Origin of the sequence: Streptomyces olivaceoviridis (genome assembly GCF_014650115.1) — a bacterium.
GTDB classification, from domain to species: Bacteria; Actinomycetota; Actinomycetes; order Streptomycetales; family Streptomycetaceae; genus Streptomyces; species Streptomyces olivaceoviridis.
The window spans coordinates 89,032-103,268 of the sequence record NZ_BMUI01000004.1 but is presented as its reverse complement, the minus strand read 5'-3'; the positions used below and the strand labels follow the sequence as shown (position 1 = coordinate 103,268).

At 73.5% G+C, this 14,237-nt stretch carries 16 protein-coding genes; 5 read left to right on the top strand and 11 right to left on the bottom strand.

Annotated features, from left to right (window positions below; all coding sequences use genetic code 11):
- Positions 1–2 precede the first annotated feature (2 nt).
- On the top strand, positions 3–773 hold the full coding sequence (locus IE273_RS09620; protein ID WP_189814730.1) for a 3-keto-5-aminohexanoate cleavage protein: 771 nt from the start codon (positions 3–5) through the stop codon (positions 771–773).
- Between the two features lie 30 nt (positions 774–803).
- On the opposite strand, the gene IE273_RS09615 is transcribed toward IE273_RS09620, so the two are convergent.
- Positions 804–1,766, bottom strand: a complete 963-nt coding sequence (locus IE273_RS09615) for a helix-turn-helix transcriptional regulator (protein ID WP_189814729.1) — start codon at positions 1,764–1,766, stop codon at positions 804–806.
- A gap of 116 nt (positions 1,767–1,882) precedes the next feature.
- On the opposite strand from IE273_RS09615, the gene IE273_RS09610 reads away from it, so the two are divergent.
- Positions 1,883–2,569, top strand: coding sequence for an alpha/beta fold hydrolase (locus IE273_RS09610; protein WP_189814728.1), 687 nt, complete (start codon positions 1,883–1,885; stop codon positions 2,567–2,569).
- A gap of 49 nt (positions 2,570–2,618) precedes the next feature.
- Here IE273_RS09610 and soxR read toward each other — a convergent pair whose 3' ends face one another.
- On the bottom strand, positions 2,619–3,077 hold the full coding sequence (soxR, locus tag IE273_RS09605) for a redox-sensitive transcriptional activator SoxR (RefSeq protein ID WP_189814727.1): 459 nt from the start codon (positions 3,075–3,077) through the stop codon (positions 2,619–2,621).
- Between the two features lie 104 nt (positions 3,078–3,181).
- Between soxR and IE273_RS09600 the strand changes: the two genes are divergently transcribed.
- On the top strand, positions 3,182–3,643 hold the full coding sequence (locus IE273_RS09600) for a MaoC family dehydratase (protein ID WP_014671756.1): 462 nt from the start codon (positions 3,182–3,184) through the stop codon (positions 3,641–3,643).
- Positions 3,644–3,652: 9 nt separating this feature from the next.
- On the opposite strand, the gene IE273_RS09595 is transcribed toward IE273_RS09600, so the two are convergent.
- The 3 genes from IE273_RS09595 to IE273_RS09585 all read right to left on the bottom strand — a co-directional run bounded on the left by IE273_RS09595 (position 3,653) and on the right by IE273_RS09585 (position 5,860).
- Entirely contained in the window at positions 3,653–4,276 is a 624-nt protein-coding gene (locus IE273_RS09595) for a TetR/AcrR family transcriptional regulator (RefSeq protein ID WP_189814726.1), read from the bottom strand.
- Positions 4,277–4,349: 73 nt separating this feature from the next.
- Complete coding sequence (locus IE273_RS09590; protein WP_189814725.1) at positions 4,350–4,637, bottom strand: YiaA/YiaB family inner membrane protein; 288 nt, start codon at positions 4,635–4,637, stop codon at positions 4,350–4,352.
- Between the two features lie 71 nt (positions 4,638–4,708).
- A complete protein-coding gene (locus IE273_RS09585) occupies positions 4,709–5,860 on the bottom strand; it encodes an acyl-CoA dehydrogenase family protein (RefSeq protein ID WP_189814999.1) in 1,152 nt (383 codons plus the stop codon).
- A gap of 91 nt (positions 5,861–5,951) precedes the next feature.
- Between IE273_RS09585 and IE273_RS09580 the strand changes: the two genes are divergently transcribed.
- Together IE273_RS09580 and IE273_RS09575 are read left to right on the top strand one after the other, a co-directional pair.
- Positions 5,952–6,587: a TetR/AcrR family transcriptional regulator gene (locus IE273_RS09580; RefSeq protein ID WP_014671760.1), complete on the top strand. Its 636-nt coding sequence runs from the start codon at positions 5,952–5,954 to the stop codon at positions 6,585–6,587.
- A 61-nt stretch (positions 6,588–6,648) separates the two neighbouring features.
- Positions 6,649–7,362 carry an ArsR/SmtB family transcription factor gene (locus IE273_RS09575; RefSeq protein WP_189814724.1) on the top strand — a complete coding sequence of 238 codons (714 nt, stop codon included), beginning with the start codon at positions 6,649–6,651 and terminating at the stop codon, positions 7,360–7,362.
- Between the two features lie 93 nt (positions 7,363–7,455).
- On the opposite strand, the gene IE273_RS09570 is transcribed toward IE273_RS09575, so the two are convergent.
- The 6 genes from IE273_RS09570 to IE273_RS09545 form a co-directional block, all read right to left on the bottom strand.
- The gene (locus IE273_RS09570) at positions 7,456–8,538 is read right to left on the bottom strand and encodes a Zn-dependent alcohol dehydrogenase (protein ID WP_189814723.1); all 1,083 of its coding nucleotides are present in this window, start codon (positions 8,536–8,538) and stop codon (positions 7,456–7,458) included.
- A gap of 15 nt (positions 8,539–8,553) precedes the next feature.
- On the bottom strand, positions 8,554–9,942 hold the full coding sequence (locus IE273_RS09565; protein ID WP_189814722.1) for an aldehyde dehydrogenase family protein: 1,389 nt from the start codon (positions 9,940–9,942) through the stop codon (positions 8,554–8,556).
- Between the two features lie 155 nt (positions 9,943–10,097).
- Positions 10,098–10,769, bottom strand: a complete 672-nt coding sequence (locus tag IE273_RS09560) for a class F sortase (RefSeq protein ID WP_189814721.1) — start codon at positions 10,767–10,769, stop codon at positions 10,098–10,100.
- Positions 10,756–11,457: a hypothetical protein gene (locus IE273_RS09555; protein WP_189814720.1), complete on the bottom strand. Its 702-nt coding sequence runs from the start codon at positions 11,455–11,457 to the stop codon at positions 10,756–10,758. Before IE273_RS09555 ends, IE273_RS09560 begins: the two co-directional genes overlap by 14 nt.
- A 102-nt stretch (positions 11,458–11,559) precedes the next feature.
- Positions 11,560–12,798, bottom strand: coding sequence for an MFS transporter (locus IE273_RS09550; RefSeq protein WP_189814719.1), 1,239 nt, complete (start codon positions 12,796–12,798; stop codon positions 11,560–11,562).
- A gap of 16 nt (positions 12,799–12,814) precedes the next feature.
- A complete protein-coding gene (locus IE273_RS09545) occupies positions 12,815–14,203 on the bottom strand; it encodes a CitMHS family transporter (RefSeq protein ID WP_189814718.1) in 1,389 nt (462 codons plus the stop codon).
- Positions 14,204–14,237: the final 34 nt, after the last annotated feature.

Sequence of the window (14,237 nt, the reverse complement as noted above, 5' to 3'; positions counted from 1 at the left end):
TCATGGTGCAGGTGTGTCTCAACGGGCGTCGTACGGCCGCCGACGGCGCCGCCGTGCCGATGTCCCCCCAGGATCTGGCGCGTTCCGCCGCCGAGGCGGTCGCGGCCGGCGCCAGCTCGGTCCACGTCCACCCGAAGACGCCGTGCGGCCACGACAGTCTCTCCCCGCGCGTCCTGGCCCCGGCCCTGGAGGCGATCCGGGCGCGGGTGCCGGTGCCGGTCGGGGTGACCACCGGTGCCTGGGCGGAACCGGATCCGTCCGCGCGGCTCGCCCGGGTGCGCTCCTGGTCGGTGCTGCCCGACTTCGCCTCGGTCAACTGGCACGAGCCGGGCGCCGAGGAGGTCGCCGGACACCTCCTGTCGGTGGGCGTGGCCGTGGAGGCGGGCATCCGGTCCGGCACCGGGGGCGCGCGCCGGTTCGCGGGCTCACCGCTCGGGCCGAGGGTGCTGCGGGTGCTGGCCGAGGTGACCGACCCGGACCCGGCGACGGCCGAGGCGTCGGCGCGGGCACTGCTGGCCGAGCTGGGTACGGCACACGGCCGGCCGGTGCTGCTGCACGGCGAGGAGGGCGGGACCTGGCCGGTGCTCCGGCTGGCGGGCCGGCTGGGCCTCGCCACCCGGATCGGCCTGGAGGACACCCTGCTCCTCCCGGACGGCCGACGGGCCGTGTCCAACGCCCAATTGGTGGCGCAGGCGCGGGCCCGGTACGGCGCCGATGCCCGTGCGGACGGCGGCAACAACGGTGGAGGGGAAGGGAGTTCGGCCCTGTCGTGAGCCCCGGCGTGGGACACCGCCCCGGCCCGGTCAGGGCTGGTCCGAGGCCGCCGCGGTGAAGCGCGCCCCCAGCTCCGCGACCGCGGCGCGCAGCTCCTGGCCGCCCTCGACGCGGAAGGCGAACGGCACGCGCGCCAGCCACTCCTGCGCGTACATGGCCGGGTTGCGCGTGCTGCCGACGAGCACGCAGCCGTCCCCCGACGGTTCGAGCCGTCCCATGGGCGGCTGGATCCAGGGGGCCACCTCGGTGCGGGGGGCGGCGAACACCACGCGGGTGGGGAACACCCAGCCCAGCCCCAGGTTCTCCTCCAGCACCGCCACCGGGTCGAGGTCCTCGGGCGGTGCGAACGCGTGCGCGGTCGGCCGGACCGCGCGGACCCGGTCGACGCGGTAGGTGCGGATCGCCCCCGCGCGGTGCGAGTGGCACAGCAGGTACCAGCGTCCGTGGCGGACCACGACGGACCAGGGATCCACCTCCGCCTCCCACTCGTCACCGGTCTCGCCGCGGTAGGTGACCGACACCCGGCGCCGGGCCGCGACGGCGGCGACGAGTTCGCTGGTGACGGCCGGGTCCGGGCGGACCGCGTTCGGGTCCGGTGCGGCCGACGCGTGCTCCCGCAGCAGGGCCGCCTGTCGGCCGACGCTCTCCGGCAGCGCCTTGACGACCTTCCCCAGGGCGGTGCCGACCAGGTCGTCGGCGCCGTCCGCGGCCGGCCGGCCGGCGAGGACCGCCATCACCAGTCCGAGGGCCTCGGACTGCGTGAAGTGCACGGGCGGCAGCCGTGTCCCGCGCCCCAGCCGGTACCCGCCGTACGGCCCCCGGGCCGACTCCACGGGGATGCCGGCCTCGCGGAGGATGCCGACGTACCGGCGCGCGGCGCGCTCCGTGACGCCCAGCCGCACGGCGAGTTCGCCGGCCGTCGTACCGGGGCGGGCCTGGAGGACCTCCAGGGCGCGCAGTGCTCGCGCGGTGGGGCTGAGATCGTTCGGCACCCGTGCAGGCTAGTCCGCTCCGCCCGAGTCACGGTGGTCGCGCGGCAAACCGGCAGTGGATCGTCCGGAACCCCTCCTACGGTGATCACCACGACCTGGAAGAAGGGGAACCGACCATGGACATCCTGCTCATCGGCGGCCTGTGGCTGGACGGATCGGTGTGGGGCCGCGTGGCGTCCACGCTGGAGTCGCTCGGCCATCGCCCGGTGCCGCTCACCCTGCCGGGCCAGGGCGACGGCTCCGCGTCGGCCACACTGGAGGACCAGGTGGCGGCGGTGCTGGCCGCGGTGGACGCGGCGCCGGGCAAGCCCATGGTGGTGGGGCATTCCGCCGCCTGCACACTGGCCTGGCTGGCCGCCGACCGGCGGCCGGAGCGGCTGGCCGGGGTCGCCCTGATCGGCGGCTTCCCGTTCTCCGACGGCCATGCGTACGCCGACTTCTTCGAGGTGCGCGACGGCGTCGTGCCCTTCCCGGGCTGGGGTCCCTTCGAGGGGCCGGAGATCGCCGACCTCGACGACGAGGCCAGGCGCCGACTGGCGGCAGCCGCGATCCCCGTACCCGCTGCCGTGGCCCAGGGCGTGGTGCGGCTGGCGGACGAACGGCGCTTCGACGTCCCGGTCGTGGTCGTGTGCCCGGAGTTCACACCCGCACAGGCGCGGAAGTGGATCGACGGCGGTGACGTCCCGGAGCTCGCCAGGGCCGGACACGTCGACTTCGCCGACATCGACGCGGGGCACTGGCCCATGGTCTCCCGGCCCGAAGAGCTGGCCCGGATCCTGGCCGCGGCGGCCGACGCGGCCTGACGGGCGCACCGCCGGGCACGAGCAGGGTCACCGGCCGGCCCTCTCCCCCTCAGCGCCGCTCCGCCATCAGCCGTGATCCGGTCCGCCGGGCGCCGAACACGTCGTCCGGGTTGGACAGCACGCACGTCTCCATCGACAGGCAGCCGCATCCGATGCAGTCGGTGAGGTGGTCGCGCAGGCGGTTCAGCTGCTTGATGCGCTCGTCCAGTTCCGAGCGCCACTTCTCGGACAGGCGCGCCCAGTCCTCCCTGGTCGGTGTCCGTTCCTCCGGCAGTTCGGCCAGGGCCTCCCGGATCGTGGCGAGCGGGATACCCACCCGCTGGGCCGCGCGCACGAAGGCGACCCGGCGCAGCGTGTCGCGGCTGTACCGGCGCTGGTTGCCGGAGGTCCGCCGGCTGGTGATCAGTCCCTTGGACTCGTAGAAGTGCAGGGCGGACACCGCGGCTCCGCTGCGGGCGGACAACTGGCCGACGGTCAGCTCGTGGATCTTCTCGGGAATCTGGGGCACTCCTCAGAGATTACCCACCCGGCCGGTCCGCGGTCCGTTGACATCGCCCCCCCACCCGACCATGCTAAGCAGTTGCTTAGATACGCGAGCGAGAGGCCGGGAACATGGCAGAACCGAGGACCTTCACCTCCCCCGACGAACTGCGGGCGGCCGTGGGCGAGGAACTGGGCCCGACCGACTGGGTGGAGATCGACCAGAAGCGGATCGACCTGTTCGCCGAGGCGACCGGGGACCACCAGTGGATCCACGTGGACCCGGAGAAGGCCGCCGCCGGGCCGTTCGGGACCACCATCGCCCATGGCTACCTCACCCTGTCCCTGCTCCCGCTGTTCGGGCCGCGGCTCATCCAGGTCGAGGGCGTGAAGATGGGCGTCAACTACGGGACGAACAAGGTCCGCTTCCCCGCCCCGGTCCCCGTCGGCTCCCGGCTGCGCGCCACCGGGAGGATCACCGGCGTCGAGGACGTCACCGGTGGGGTGCAGGTGACGGTCGCGTTCACCGTGGAGCGCGAGGGCGGCGACAAGCCGGTGTGCGTCGCGGAGTCGGTGTCCCGGTACTACCTGTAGACGAGGCGGCTACCCGGCCCCGACCATCCGCAGCACGAGGTCGGCGTAGAGCGCGCCGACCTCCTCGGGGGTGCGCGGGCCGTCCACGTTGAACCAGCGGGCCACGTCGATGCACAGCGACAGCACGGCGAGCGTGGTGCCCTGGACGTCCAGCACGTCGAACTCGCCCGAGGCCACGCCGTCCTCGATGATCCCGCGCACCTCCGCGTCCACCTGGCGGCGCAGCGCGACGATCTCCGCGCGGGCCTCGGGGCCGAGGGCGTCGAGTTCGTACTGCACGACCCGCGCGGTGGTACGCCGGCCCGCGTGCCAGCGGACGAAGGAGCCGACCGCGTCGGCCAGCCGCTCGGCCGCGGTGCCCTCCCGCCGTGCCGCGGTGCGCAGGATGTCGAGGGCCTTGTCGTGACCGATGCGGCTGATCCGGTGGAGCAGCTCTTCCTTGGTCTTGTAGTGGATGTAGAGCGCGGCCGGGCTCATGCCGGCGCGGCCCGCGATGTCACGGGTCGTCGTCGCGTGGTAGCCACGCTCGGCGAAGGCCTCCACGGCCGCGACGAGCAGCCGCCGGGCCGCGTCAGGGGTGACCTCTTCCCACGGCTCCACTTCGCCGCCGGTCGTCTCCTGCGCCGTACTCATCGCTCGCTCGCCCCTCTCGGTGACAGGAACACCACCATACCGCCGTTGGTGAGCGGGCGCTTAGCCGAGCCGCTCAGGGCTTTTCGAAGGGGTCGTGCTCGGCGAGCAGCTTCTCCAGCCGGGCCTGGTCGACACGGCTGACGATCTGCCCGGCCTCCTGCCGGTCCCGGATCACCTTGGCGAGGGTGAAGGCGGAGGTGACGAGGTACAGGACGGCGATCGCCAGGAAGCCGCGCACCCAGGCGCTGGCGTCGAGCCGGGCGATGCCGATGGCGGTGGCCGCCATGGCGACCGCGAAGGAGGCGACGGCCTGCCCGTAGAACGCGGCCGTGCTCTGCTGTCTGACCGGTGTGTCACTCATGGCAGCCAGCATCGGCGGACGTGGTCCGCGCCACATCCGCCGGGATACTCAGAACCGGGTGCGCCGCGTACTCAGAAGGCCGAGACCCCGGTCAGGGAGCGGCCGATGAGCAGCTTCTGGATCTGGCTGGTGCCCTCGTAGAGGGTCATCACGCGCGCGTCGCGCAGGAGTTTGCCGGCCGGGTACTCGTCGATGTAGCCGTAGCCGCCGAAGACCTGGAGGGCGTTGTTGGCGGCGCGCACCGCGGCCTCGGAGGCGAACAGCTTGGCCTTGGAGGACTCGACGGCGAACGGCTCGCCGCGGTCGATGAGGTCGGCGACCCGCCAGGTCAGCAGCCGGGCCGCGTCCACGTCGACGGCGATGTCGCTGATCAGCTCCTGCACCAGCTGGTGCCGGGCGATCGGCTTGCCGAACTGCTCCCGCTCACCGGCGTACCGCACGGCCGCGTCCAGCGCGGCCTGGGCTATCCCGACACAGCCCGCGGCCACCGACATCCGCCCCTTGGCGAGCGCGGACATGGCGACGGAGAAGCCCTTGCCCTCCGCGCCGAGCATCGCGGAGGCGGGCACACGCACGTCCTCCAGGACGAGTTCGGCGGTGGCCTGGCCGCGCAGGCCGAGCTTGCCGTGGACGGTACGGCGGGTCAGGCCGGGGGTGTCGGTGGGCACGAGGAACGCGGACACGCCCTTGTGGCCGGGGGCGCCGGTGGAGCGGGCGAAGAGCAGGACGACATCGGCCCAGGTGCCGTTGGTGATGAACATCTTGGTGCCGTTCACGACGTAGTCGTCGCCGTCGCGCACCGCCCGGGTGGTGAGGTTGCCCGCGTCGGAGCCGGTGCCGGGCTCGGTGAGACCGAAGCAGCCGACGCACTCGCCCGCGGTGAGTCCCGGGAGCCAGCGTCGCTTCTGCTCCTCGCTCCCCCAGGCGGCGACCGTCTTGGCGACGAGCCCCAGGGAGACGGAGACGATCCCGCGGACCGAGGAGTCGCCGCGCCCCAGCTCCTCGGTGACCAGGCAGTAGGAGAGGTGATCGCCGCCGGAGCCGCCGTACTCCTCGGGCACGGTCAGGCCGAGGAAGCCGACCTCGCCGAGCTTCTTCACGATGCCCCGGTCGACCTCCTCGGCGCGGTCCCAGGCGACCACGTGCGGGGCGATCTCGCGCTCCACGAAGTCCCGGGCGAGCTGCCGTACGGCCCGCTGCTCCTCGCTGAGCCCCAGGTTCACCACGAGATCACCCCTACCACCGATGGATCTTGAAAGCCGGACATTTAAATTAGCACTGCTAGTTTCCGGTCGCAGCCCTACTATGTGCGCCATGGCCCGACCGCGCAAGCCCCTCCTCAGCACCGACCGGATCGTCGAGACGGCCCGGGACCTCGTGGACCGGGAGGGTCTGGCGGCCGTCTCCACCCGCCGGCTCGCCGCCGAACTGGGAGTGAGCGGACCCTCGCTCTACAACCACTTCCGCACCAAGGACGAGATCCTGGAGGCGGTGGCGGACTCGGTGAGCGCCCAGGTCGACCTGTCGATGTTCGAGGACGGCCGGGACTGGCGGACCGCGCTGCACGACTGGGCCGTCTCCTACCGGGCCGCCCTGCGCGACCACCCGAACATCGTCCCCGTCCTCGCCCGGGGCCCCGGCCGCCGCCCGGCCGCACTGCGGCTGGCCGACGCGGTCTACGGCGCGATGGTCGACGCGGGCTGGCCGCCGGCGCAGGCGACCTCCATCGGCGCGCTGATGCGGTACTTCATCATGGGCTCGGCGCTCGGTTCCTTCGCCGGCGGCTTCGTGGACGACGCGAGCGCGTACGACCCCGCCGACTACCCCCACCTCGGTCAGGCCCACCTGCTCGCCGAGCAGCAGGAGAAGATCGACGAGCGCGCCTTCGAGGCGGGGCTCGCCGCGCTGCTGGACGGGCTGGCGCAGCAGTACCGGCAGGTACGGGTGTGAGGACGCGGCGGCCGGTGGCACTTCGGCCGCCGCCGAAGCGTCACTGCCGCATGCTGGGGGCATGAACACCGAGGATCCCCAGGCGGCCGGGCTGGCGGCGCTGGCCGGGCTGATCGCCGACCGGACCCGCGCCGCGTGCCTGCTGGCGCTGCTTGACGGGCGGGCGTGGACGGCAGGTGAGCTGGCCCGGCGTGCCGGGGTCGCGGCCTCCACGCTGAGCGAGCACCTCGGCAAGCTGGTGGCCGGCGGACTGCTCACGGAGGAACGGCAGGGGCGGCACCGGTATGTGCGGCTGGCCGACGCGCGGGTGGCGCAGGTGGTCGAGGACCTCGCCGCGCAGGTGCCCGCGGCGGTGGTACGGCGCCCTCCGCGCAGCCTGCGCGAGGCGAGCGCCGGGGCCGCCATGGCCCGGGGGCGGACCTGTTACGACCATCTCGCCGGGCGGCTCGGGATCGTGCTCACCGACGCGCTGACCCGGCGGGGGCTGCTGCGACAGGACACCGGGTTCGCGCTGACGGACGCGGGGGTGGAGTGGTTCGGTGCGGCCGGTGTGCCCCTGGACCTCGGCGGCCGGCGCCCACTGGCCCGCGCGTGCCTCGACTGGACGGAACGGCGACCGCATCTCGCCGGTGCGGCGGGTGCGGCGTTGTGCCGGCGGGCGCTGGAGGCGGGGTGGTGCGTGCGGGTCGGATCGGGGCGGGCGGTCGCGGTGACTCCGTCCGGGGAGCGGGTCTTCTCCGACCTGCTCGGCGTCTCGCGCGACGACCTGCGCTGAACCGCGCGACCGGGGAGGCGACGGCGGAGCGCCGACCGCGGTCGCGTGGGGGCTCGTCGCGCGGTTCCCCCCGCCCGTTCGGGGCGCTCACCCTCAGAAGACGACCACCGCCCGTCCCCCCTTGCCCGCCAGCATGTTCTCGAAGGCCGCCGGGATGTCCTCCAGGGTGATCCGGTCGGTGACCAGGGTGGAGAGGTCCAGGCGGCCCTCCCGCACGTGCTCGGCGAGGAGCGGCACGTCGCGGGACGGGTCGCTGTTGCCGTAGACGCAGCCGGAGAGGGTGCGGCCCCAGTGGAAGAGCTCCAGGGCGTTGAAGGTGACCTGCTGGTCCTTGCCGCCGATGCCGACGACCGTCGTACGGCCGCCCCGGCGCGTGGACTCCCAGGCCGCGCGGATGGAGACCGCGCGGCCCACGCACTCCACGGAGACGTCGACGCCCTGCCTGCCGGTGAGGCCGCGGATCTCGCGCGGGGTGTTCCCGGAGGCGAGGACGTAGTCCGTGGCCCCGGCGGCGCGGGCCAGTTCCTCCTTCTCGGGGGAGACGTCGACGGCGATGATCCGGGACGCCCCCGCGATACGGGCCGCTTGCAGCGTGGCGAGGCCGACTCCGCCGACGCCGAACACGGCGACCGTCTCGCCGGACCTGACCCGCGCCGAGTGGTGCACCGCGCCGTAGCCGGTGAGGACGGCGCAGCCCAGCAGGGCGGCGTCCACCAGCGGCACCCCGTCCGGCAGCGGCAGCACGCAGGACGCGGCGACCACCGTCTCCTCGGCGAACGCGGCCACGTTCAGCCCGGGGTGCAGGTCGGTGCCGTCGGTCGTGCGGGCGTGGACGTCGGCCGCGCCGTTCAGCGCGTTGGCGCACAGCCAGACCTCGCCCAGCGCGCAGGCGTGGCAACTTCCGCAAGCGGGGGCCCAGTTGAGGACGACCGGGGACCCGGGTGAGACATGGGTGACACCCTCCCCGACGGCGACGACCGTACCCGCGCCCTCGTGACCGAGGACGGCCGGGACCGGCACCCGCATGGTGCCGTCGGACAGGGAGAGGTCGGAGTGGCAGACGCCGGCGGCGGCGAGGCGGACCCGGACCTGTCCGGGGCCCGGGTCGGGCAGCTCGATGCCGGTGATCTCCAGCGGGGCGCCGATGGCGGGCAGGACGGCGGCTCGTACGGCCATGGGTGACGCAACTCCTCAGAACTGGAGGGACTTGGTCTGGAGGTACTCGGCGAGTCCGGGCGCGCCGAGTTCCCGGCCGACGCCGGACTGCTTGTAACCGCCGAACGGCGCCAGCGGGTTGAACCGGCCGCCGTTGATGTCGACCTGGCCGGTGTCCATGCGGCGCGCGAAGGCCACCGCCTCGGCCTCCTCGGCGGCCCAGACGGCGCCCGCGAGGCCGTACACGGTGCCGTTGGCGATGCGCAGGGCGTCGTCCTCGTCGTCGTACCTCAGGATCGACAGGACCGGGCCGAAGATCTCCTCCTGGGCGATGGTCATGTCGGGGGTGACGTCCGCGAAGACCGTCGGGCTGACGAACCAGCCGCGCTCGCGCGGGGATTCGGGGCCGCCCGCGACGAGGCGGGCGCCCTCGGCGACGCCCTTCTCGATGTAACCGCGCACCCGGTCCCGCTGCCTGGCGCTGACCAGCGGTCCGATGCGGTCGCCGTACTTGGCGGCGGCGGTCGCGGCGAGTTCGACGGCCTCGGCGTACCGGTCGCGGTGGACGAGCATCCGGGTCCAGGCGCTGCACGTCTGACCGGAGTTGGACATCACGTTGGCGACACCGACGTTCACGGCCCTGGCGAGGTCGGCGCTCGGCAGGATGACGTTGGCGGACTTGCCGCCGAGTTCCAGGGCGACCTTCTTCACGGCCGCGCCGGCCACCGCGCCGATCCGCCGGCCGACCGCCGTGGAACCGGTGAAGGAGACGAGGTCGACGCCGGGGTGCTCGGCGAGCGCCTGCCCGGCGACCGGGCCGAGACCGGTGACCAGGTTGAACACGCCCGCCGGCACGCCCGCCTCGTGCACCGCCTCGGCGAAGAGCTGGGCGGTGAGCGGGGTGTCCTCGGCGGGCTTGAGGACGATCGCGCAGCCGGCGGCGAGGGCCGGGGCGACCTTGGCGACGATCTGGTGGAGGGGGTAGTTCCAGGGGGTGATGGCGCCGACCACGCCGATCGGCTCGTGCAGGACCGTGGAGTTGCCGACCTTCTCCTCGAAGGGGTGGGCGGCGGCCAGGTCGGCGTAGGAGCCCGCGACCGCGATCGGCAGGGCCGCGTGCACGGCCTGGGAGAACGGCAGGGGCGAGCCCAGTTCCGCGGTGACCGTCTCGGCGATCTCGTCCTTGCGGGCCGCGAGGACGTCGCGGAGGGCGGCCAGGCGCGCGGCGCGTTCGGCCGGGGGCGTGGCGGCCCAGGCGGGGAGCGCGGCCCGCGCGGCGCGTACGGCGGTGTCGACGTCCAGGGCCGAACCCGCCGGGACCCGGGCGATGACCTGCTCGTCGGCGGGGTTCACGACCTCGATCCCGTCCGCGCTCCCGGCGGGGCGCCAGGCGCCGTCGATGTACAGGCCGTCGTGTGCCTTCATTGCTGTGTCCTCCCGGCGGGGTCCGCGTCGTCCGGCACACAAACTAGCGGTGATAGTTTTCCCGCGCCAGACATGGCCGGTCCGGACGCTCCGGGACATGATGCCGAAGGGACCGGCCGGTGCGGGCACGGCGTGCGCACCGGCCGTTCCCCCGGTCACCTGGTCGCGGTCAGATGGGCGAAGACCACCACGTTGCTGGTGTAGCCGGTCCGCCGGCTGAACAGGCCGCCGCAGGTGAGCACCCGCAGTTCCGGGCGCCCGGTCGGGCCGTAGACCTCCTCGTCGGGGAAGCCGGCCTTGTCATAGACCTTCACCCGGTCGACGGAGTAGACGGCGACGCGGCCGTCCGCCCGCCGGACCTCGACGGGCTTGCCGGGCTTGACCTGGGCGAGGCCGGCGAAGACGGCGGGGCCGGTGCGGGTGTCGCGGTGGCCGACGGCGACGGCGGTGCCGGCCTCGCCGGGCGTGGGGCCGCCCTGGTACCAGCCGACCAGCCGCGGTCTGTCGACGGGCGGTGTCTCCAGCTCCTGGTTCCGGTCGAGGCGGAGCGGGGTGATGGGGGCGTCGATGCCCAGGGAGGGGACGCGGAAGGAGGTCGGCCGGGACCGGGGCAGCGGGCGGGGCGGCGGCGCCGGAGGGGCGGCCGGCCCACCGCGGGCGGAGTCCGTACCGGCCGCCACGGCGTGCGGGCCGGACCCTGCCGCCCCGCCGCCCGACCCGCAGCGCGACCCCACCGTCACCAGGACGAACACCAGCAGGGCCGTCCTGGCGAGGCGGTAGGCGCGGGTGCGGTACCAGGGCCTGCGCCGGTACCTACGCGGCGCCATGGGGCCGCCGGCGGACCAGCCGGACGTACACGGCACCACAGACGGCGATCAGACCCACGGCACCTGCGGCGGCCACCGGGGAGTAGGCGGCGGCCGTGTCGATGAGACCGCCGCCGCCCGCGTGCACCCCTCCCCTGGGACCGCTCTGGTCGTCCTTGCCCCAGGACGCGTCGCTGTCGTGCCGGCCGTCGGAGTCGTTGTGCCGGCCGTCGGAGATCTGCCCGCCCGGCCCGTGCTCACCCTCGTGGCGCCCGTCCTTGCAGTTGACGCGGAACACCTTCTCCTTGAGGGCGGCGGGGGTGCCCACGAGCCAGCTGATCTTGTACTGACCGTCCGCGAGGCCGAGCGGGTCGGTATGCCCGGCACCCCCGGCGAGCTGGATGGTGCCGGCGACGGTGGCGGCGGTGGGGAGCGGGGGCTGCGGGGTGATGGTGTAGGCGATGCTGGTGAGCGTGTCGAAGTTGACGGCCTCCAGATAGAACCGGCACACCACGGGATCGTCCTTGACCGACCCCACGAGCGGCGTCCCGTGGAGGTGACGCTCGTCGTGAATCCTGATGTCGCCGTTCTCGCCCTGGGCCATCGCGCTCGGAGCCGCCACCCATGACGCGCCCGCCGCGGCGAGGGCGGTGAGGACGACTGTGGCGCCCGCGCGGGGGCCGACGGCACGTGGGGTCATGGTGGGCATGCGCGCTCCTCCGAGTTCAGACGATTTTCATACAAATCGCTCGTTCGCCTGGACTCTCCTTCATGGGCCGCGCGGCCCATGGCACTGACGCCCGACGCGCCGTCACAGATCGCTCGTGCGGCGCAATCCCGGGCGCCTCGGCCGCTTCCCGGTCACCCGCCCGGACGACCCCTCGGCCCGGCCCGGCGAGCGCGGCGCCACTGACGACGACACCAGCAGCAGCGCCCCCAGCATCACGAACGGCGCGGCCACGCCCGCCAGCCCGGCGACCAGACCCGCGGCGGCCGGGGCGGCGACCTGGCCCAGCCGGTTGCCGGTCAGCCGCAGGGCGAGCGCGGTGGAGCGGGCCTCGGCCGGCGCGGCCCGCACCACCGTCGTCATCGACAGCGGCTGGCCCACGCCCAGGCAGAAGCCGAGGACCGTGAGCATCACACCGAGCGCCCACACCGGCACCGGCAGCGCCACCCCCGCGCACAGCAGGGCGGCCAGCAGGCAGGTCACGGTGAGCAGCGCGGGCCGGCCGAGCAGCCGCAGCAGCGGGGTGAGGACGAGCCGGCAGGCTATGGTGGCGCCCGCCCGAAGGCTGAGCAGGACGCCGATCACCGAGGGCGCGATCCCCCGGTGTTCGCCGACCACCGGCAGGTAGGCGGTGAGGACGTCGGTCGCGGACAGCACCGACAGGCTGATCAGCATGCCCGCGGGCACGCCCCGGGCGCGCAGGATGCCGCCGACCGGCACCCGGCCACCGCTGGACGCACGGGAGGTGACGGCCGTACGGTCCTCGATGCGCCACAGCGAGGTGAACGCGACCGCCGCGCCCGCACCCGCCACGACGAGGGCGAGCGCGCTGCTGCGGGCCATGTCGGGGCCACCGATGAGCGCGCCCGCGGCGACGGGCCCGACGAGCTGGCCGAGGGAGGCGCCGATGGTGAAGTGGCCGAAGTTGCGGTCCTGTTCGTGCGGCGCGGACTGACGGGCCACCAGCGACTGGGCGCCGATCACGAAGCACAGGTGGCCGAGTCCCATCACCCCGCTCCACAGGGCCATCGCCCACAGCGAGCCGGCGAGCCCGCTGAGCGCGCAGCCGGCCGCGATGAGGACGACACCGGCCGGCAGCAGGGGCGCGCAGCGGCCGTGGTCGGTACGGCGGCCGAGCGGTACGGCGGCGAACAGCGGCAGCAGCGCGTAGACACCTGCGATGACACCGACCGCCCGTTCGTCGGCGCCGAGCGCCAGGGCCCGGTAGGAGACGGCGGGCCGGGCCATCGACACCGCCCCCTGCGCGCAGCCGAAGGCGATGACGAGGCGGAGCAGCCAGCCGCGGTTCCCACCGGGCCCCATGTGTCCTCCAGGGGGATCAGACGATGCCGAACAGGACGGCCGCGCCGAGGACCACCAGCGAGGTGAGCACGGCCCACTTGACCACGAACCGGGTGTGGTCGCCGAACTCCACCTTGGCCATGCCGACCAGGACGTACACGGCCGGGACGAGCGGGCTGGACATGTGCAGGGGCTGGCCGATGATCGAGGCGCGGGCGATCTCCACCGCGGACACGCCGTGCGCCTGGCCCGCCTCGGCGAGCACCGGCAGGACGCCGAAGTAGAAGCCGTCGTTGGACATGAAGTAGGTGAGCGGGATGCTCAGCACGCCGGTGACGAGGGCCATGTGCGGGCCCATGCCGTCGGGGACGTTGTCCACCAGCCACTTCGCCATGTGGTCGACCATGCCGGTGCCCTGGAGGACGCCGGTGAAGACGGCGGCGGCGAAGACCATGCCGGAGACGTTGAGGACGTTCTCGGCGTGGGCGGCGATCCGGGCCTTCTGGTCCGGCATGTGCGGGAAGTTGACGGTCAGGGCGAGGGCGGCGCCGAGCAGGAACAGCACCGGGATCGGCAGCCACTCCATGATCATGGCGGTGAGCAGGGCGACCGTGAGCAGCGCGTTGAACCAGTAGAGCCTGGGGCGCAGGGTGGGGCGGTCCGGGTCCAGGCCCTGGAAGCTCTCGTCCTCGGGCTCGTCGGGCAGGTCCACGCCCGGACCGGAACCGCCGGCCCTCGTCACGCCCTTGCCGGCACCGGCGCCGACCAGCACCGTCTCGGTCTCCTCCACCAGCACCTCGTCCAGCGTCAGCACACCGAGCCGCTTGCGCTCGCGGCGGCCGAGGACGTAGGCGAGGGCGAAGACGAACAGCAGGCCCATGGCGAGGGCCGGGATCATCGGCACGAAGATGTCACTGGCGTCGAGCTTCAGCGCGGTGGCGGCGCGGGCGGTGGGGCCGCCCCACGGCAGCGTGTTCATCACGCCGTTGGCCATGGCGGCGACGCCGGTCATCACGACCAGGGACATCTTCAGGCGCTTGTACAGCGGGTACATCGCCGAGACGGTGATCATGAAGGTGGTGGAGCCGTCGCCGTCCAGGGAGACGATCGCGGCGAGGACCGCCGTGCCGACCACGATCCGCAGCGGGTCGGCCTTGCAGAACTTGAGGATGCCCCGCACGACCGGGTCGAAGAGACCGACGTCGATCATCACACCGAAGTAGACGATCGCGAACATGAGCATCGCCGCGGTGGGGGCGAGGCCGGTGACGCCGTCGATGACGTAGTCGCCGAGCTTGGCACCCTTGCCCACGAACACGCAGAAGAGCGCGGGTATGAGCACGAGCGCCGCGATCGGCGACATCTTCTTCAGCATGATCAGGACCAGGAAGGTCGCGATCATGGCGAAGCCGAGGATGGTCAGCATGAATGGATACCTAACGTTCGCCCTTGAACATCCC

What these genes read in the sequence shown, in the direction of transcription:
- IE273_RS09620 (WP_189814730.1), top strand. Translation starts at nt 3, where the DNA reads ATGGTGCAGGTGTGTCTCAACGGGCGTCGTACGGCCGCCGACGGCGCC.
- IE273_RS09610 (WP_189814728.1), top strand. Translation starts at nt 1,883, where the DNA reads ATGGACATCCTGCTCATCGGCGGCCTGTGGCTGGACGGATCGGTGTGG.
- IE273_RS09600 (WP_014671756.1), top strand. Translation starts at nt 3,182, where the DNA reads ATGGCAGAACCGAGGACCTTCACCTCCCCCGACGAACTGCGGGCGGCC.
- IE273_RS09595 (WP_189814726.1), bottom strand. Translation starts at nt 4,276, where the DNA reads ATGAGTACGGCGCAGGAGACGACCGGCGGCGAAGTGGAGCCGTGGGAA.
- IE273_RS09590 (WP_189814725.1), bottom strand. Translation starts at nt 4,637, where the DNA reads ATGAGTGACACACCGGTCAGACAGCAGAGCACGGCCGCGTTCTACGGG.
- IE273_RS09580 (WP_014671760.1), top strand. Translation starts at nt 5,952, where the DNA reads ATGGCCCGACCGCGCAAGCCCCTCCTCAGCACCGACCGGATCGTCGAG.
- IE273_RS09575 (WP_189814724.1), top strand. Translation starts at nt 6,649, where the DNA reads ATGAACACCGAGGATCCCCAGGCGGCCGGGCTGGCGGCGCTGGCCGGG.
- IE273_RS09570 (WP_189814723.1), bottom strand. Translation starts at nt 8,538, where the DNA reads ATGGCCGTACGAGCCGCCGTCCTGCCCGCCATCGGCGCCCCGCTGGAG.
- IE273_RS09565 (WP_189814722.1), bottom strand. Translation starts at nt 9,942, where the DNA reads ATGAAGGCACACGACGGCCTGTACATCGACGGCGCCTGGCGCCCCGCC.
- IE273_RS09560 (WP_189814721.1), bottom strand. Translation starts at nt 10,769, where the DNA reads ATGGCGCCGCGTAGGTACCGGCGCAGGCCCTGGTACCGCACCCGCGCC.
- IE273_RS09555 (WP_189814720.1), bottom strand. Translation starts at nt 11,457, where the DNA reads ATGCCCACCATGACCCCACGTGCCGTCGGCCCCCGCGCGGGCGCCACA.
- IE273_RS09550 (WP_189814719.1), bottom strand. Translation starts at nt 12,798, where the DNA reads ATGGGGCCCGGTGGGAACCGCGGCTGGCTGCTCCGCCTCGTCATCGCC.
- IE273_RS09545 (WP_189814718.1), bottom strand. Translation starts at nt 14,203, where the DNA reads ATGCTGACCATCCTCGGCTTCGCCATGATCGCGACCTTCCTGGTCCTG.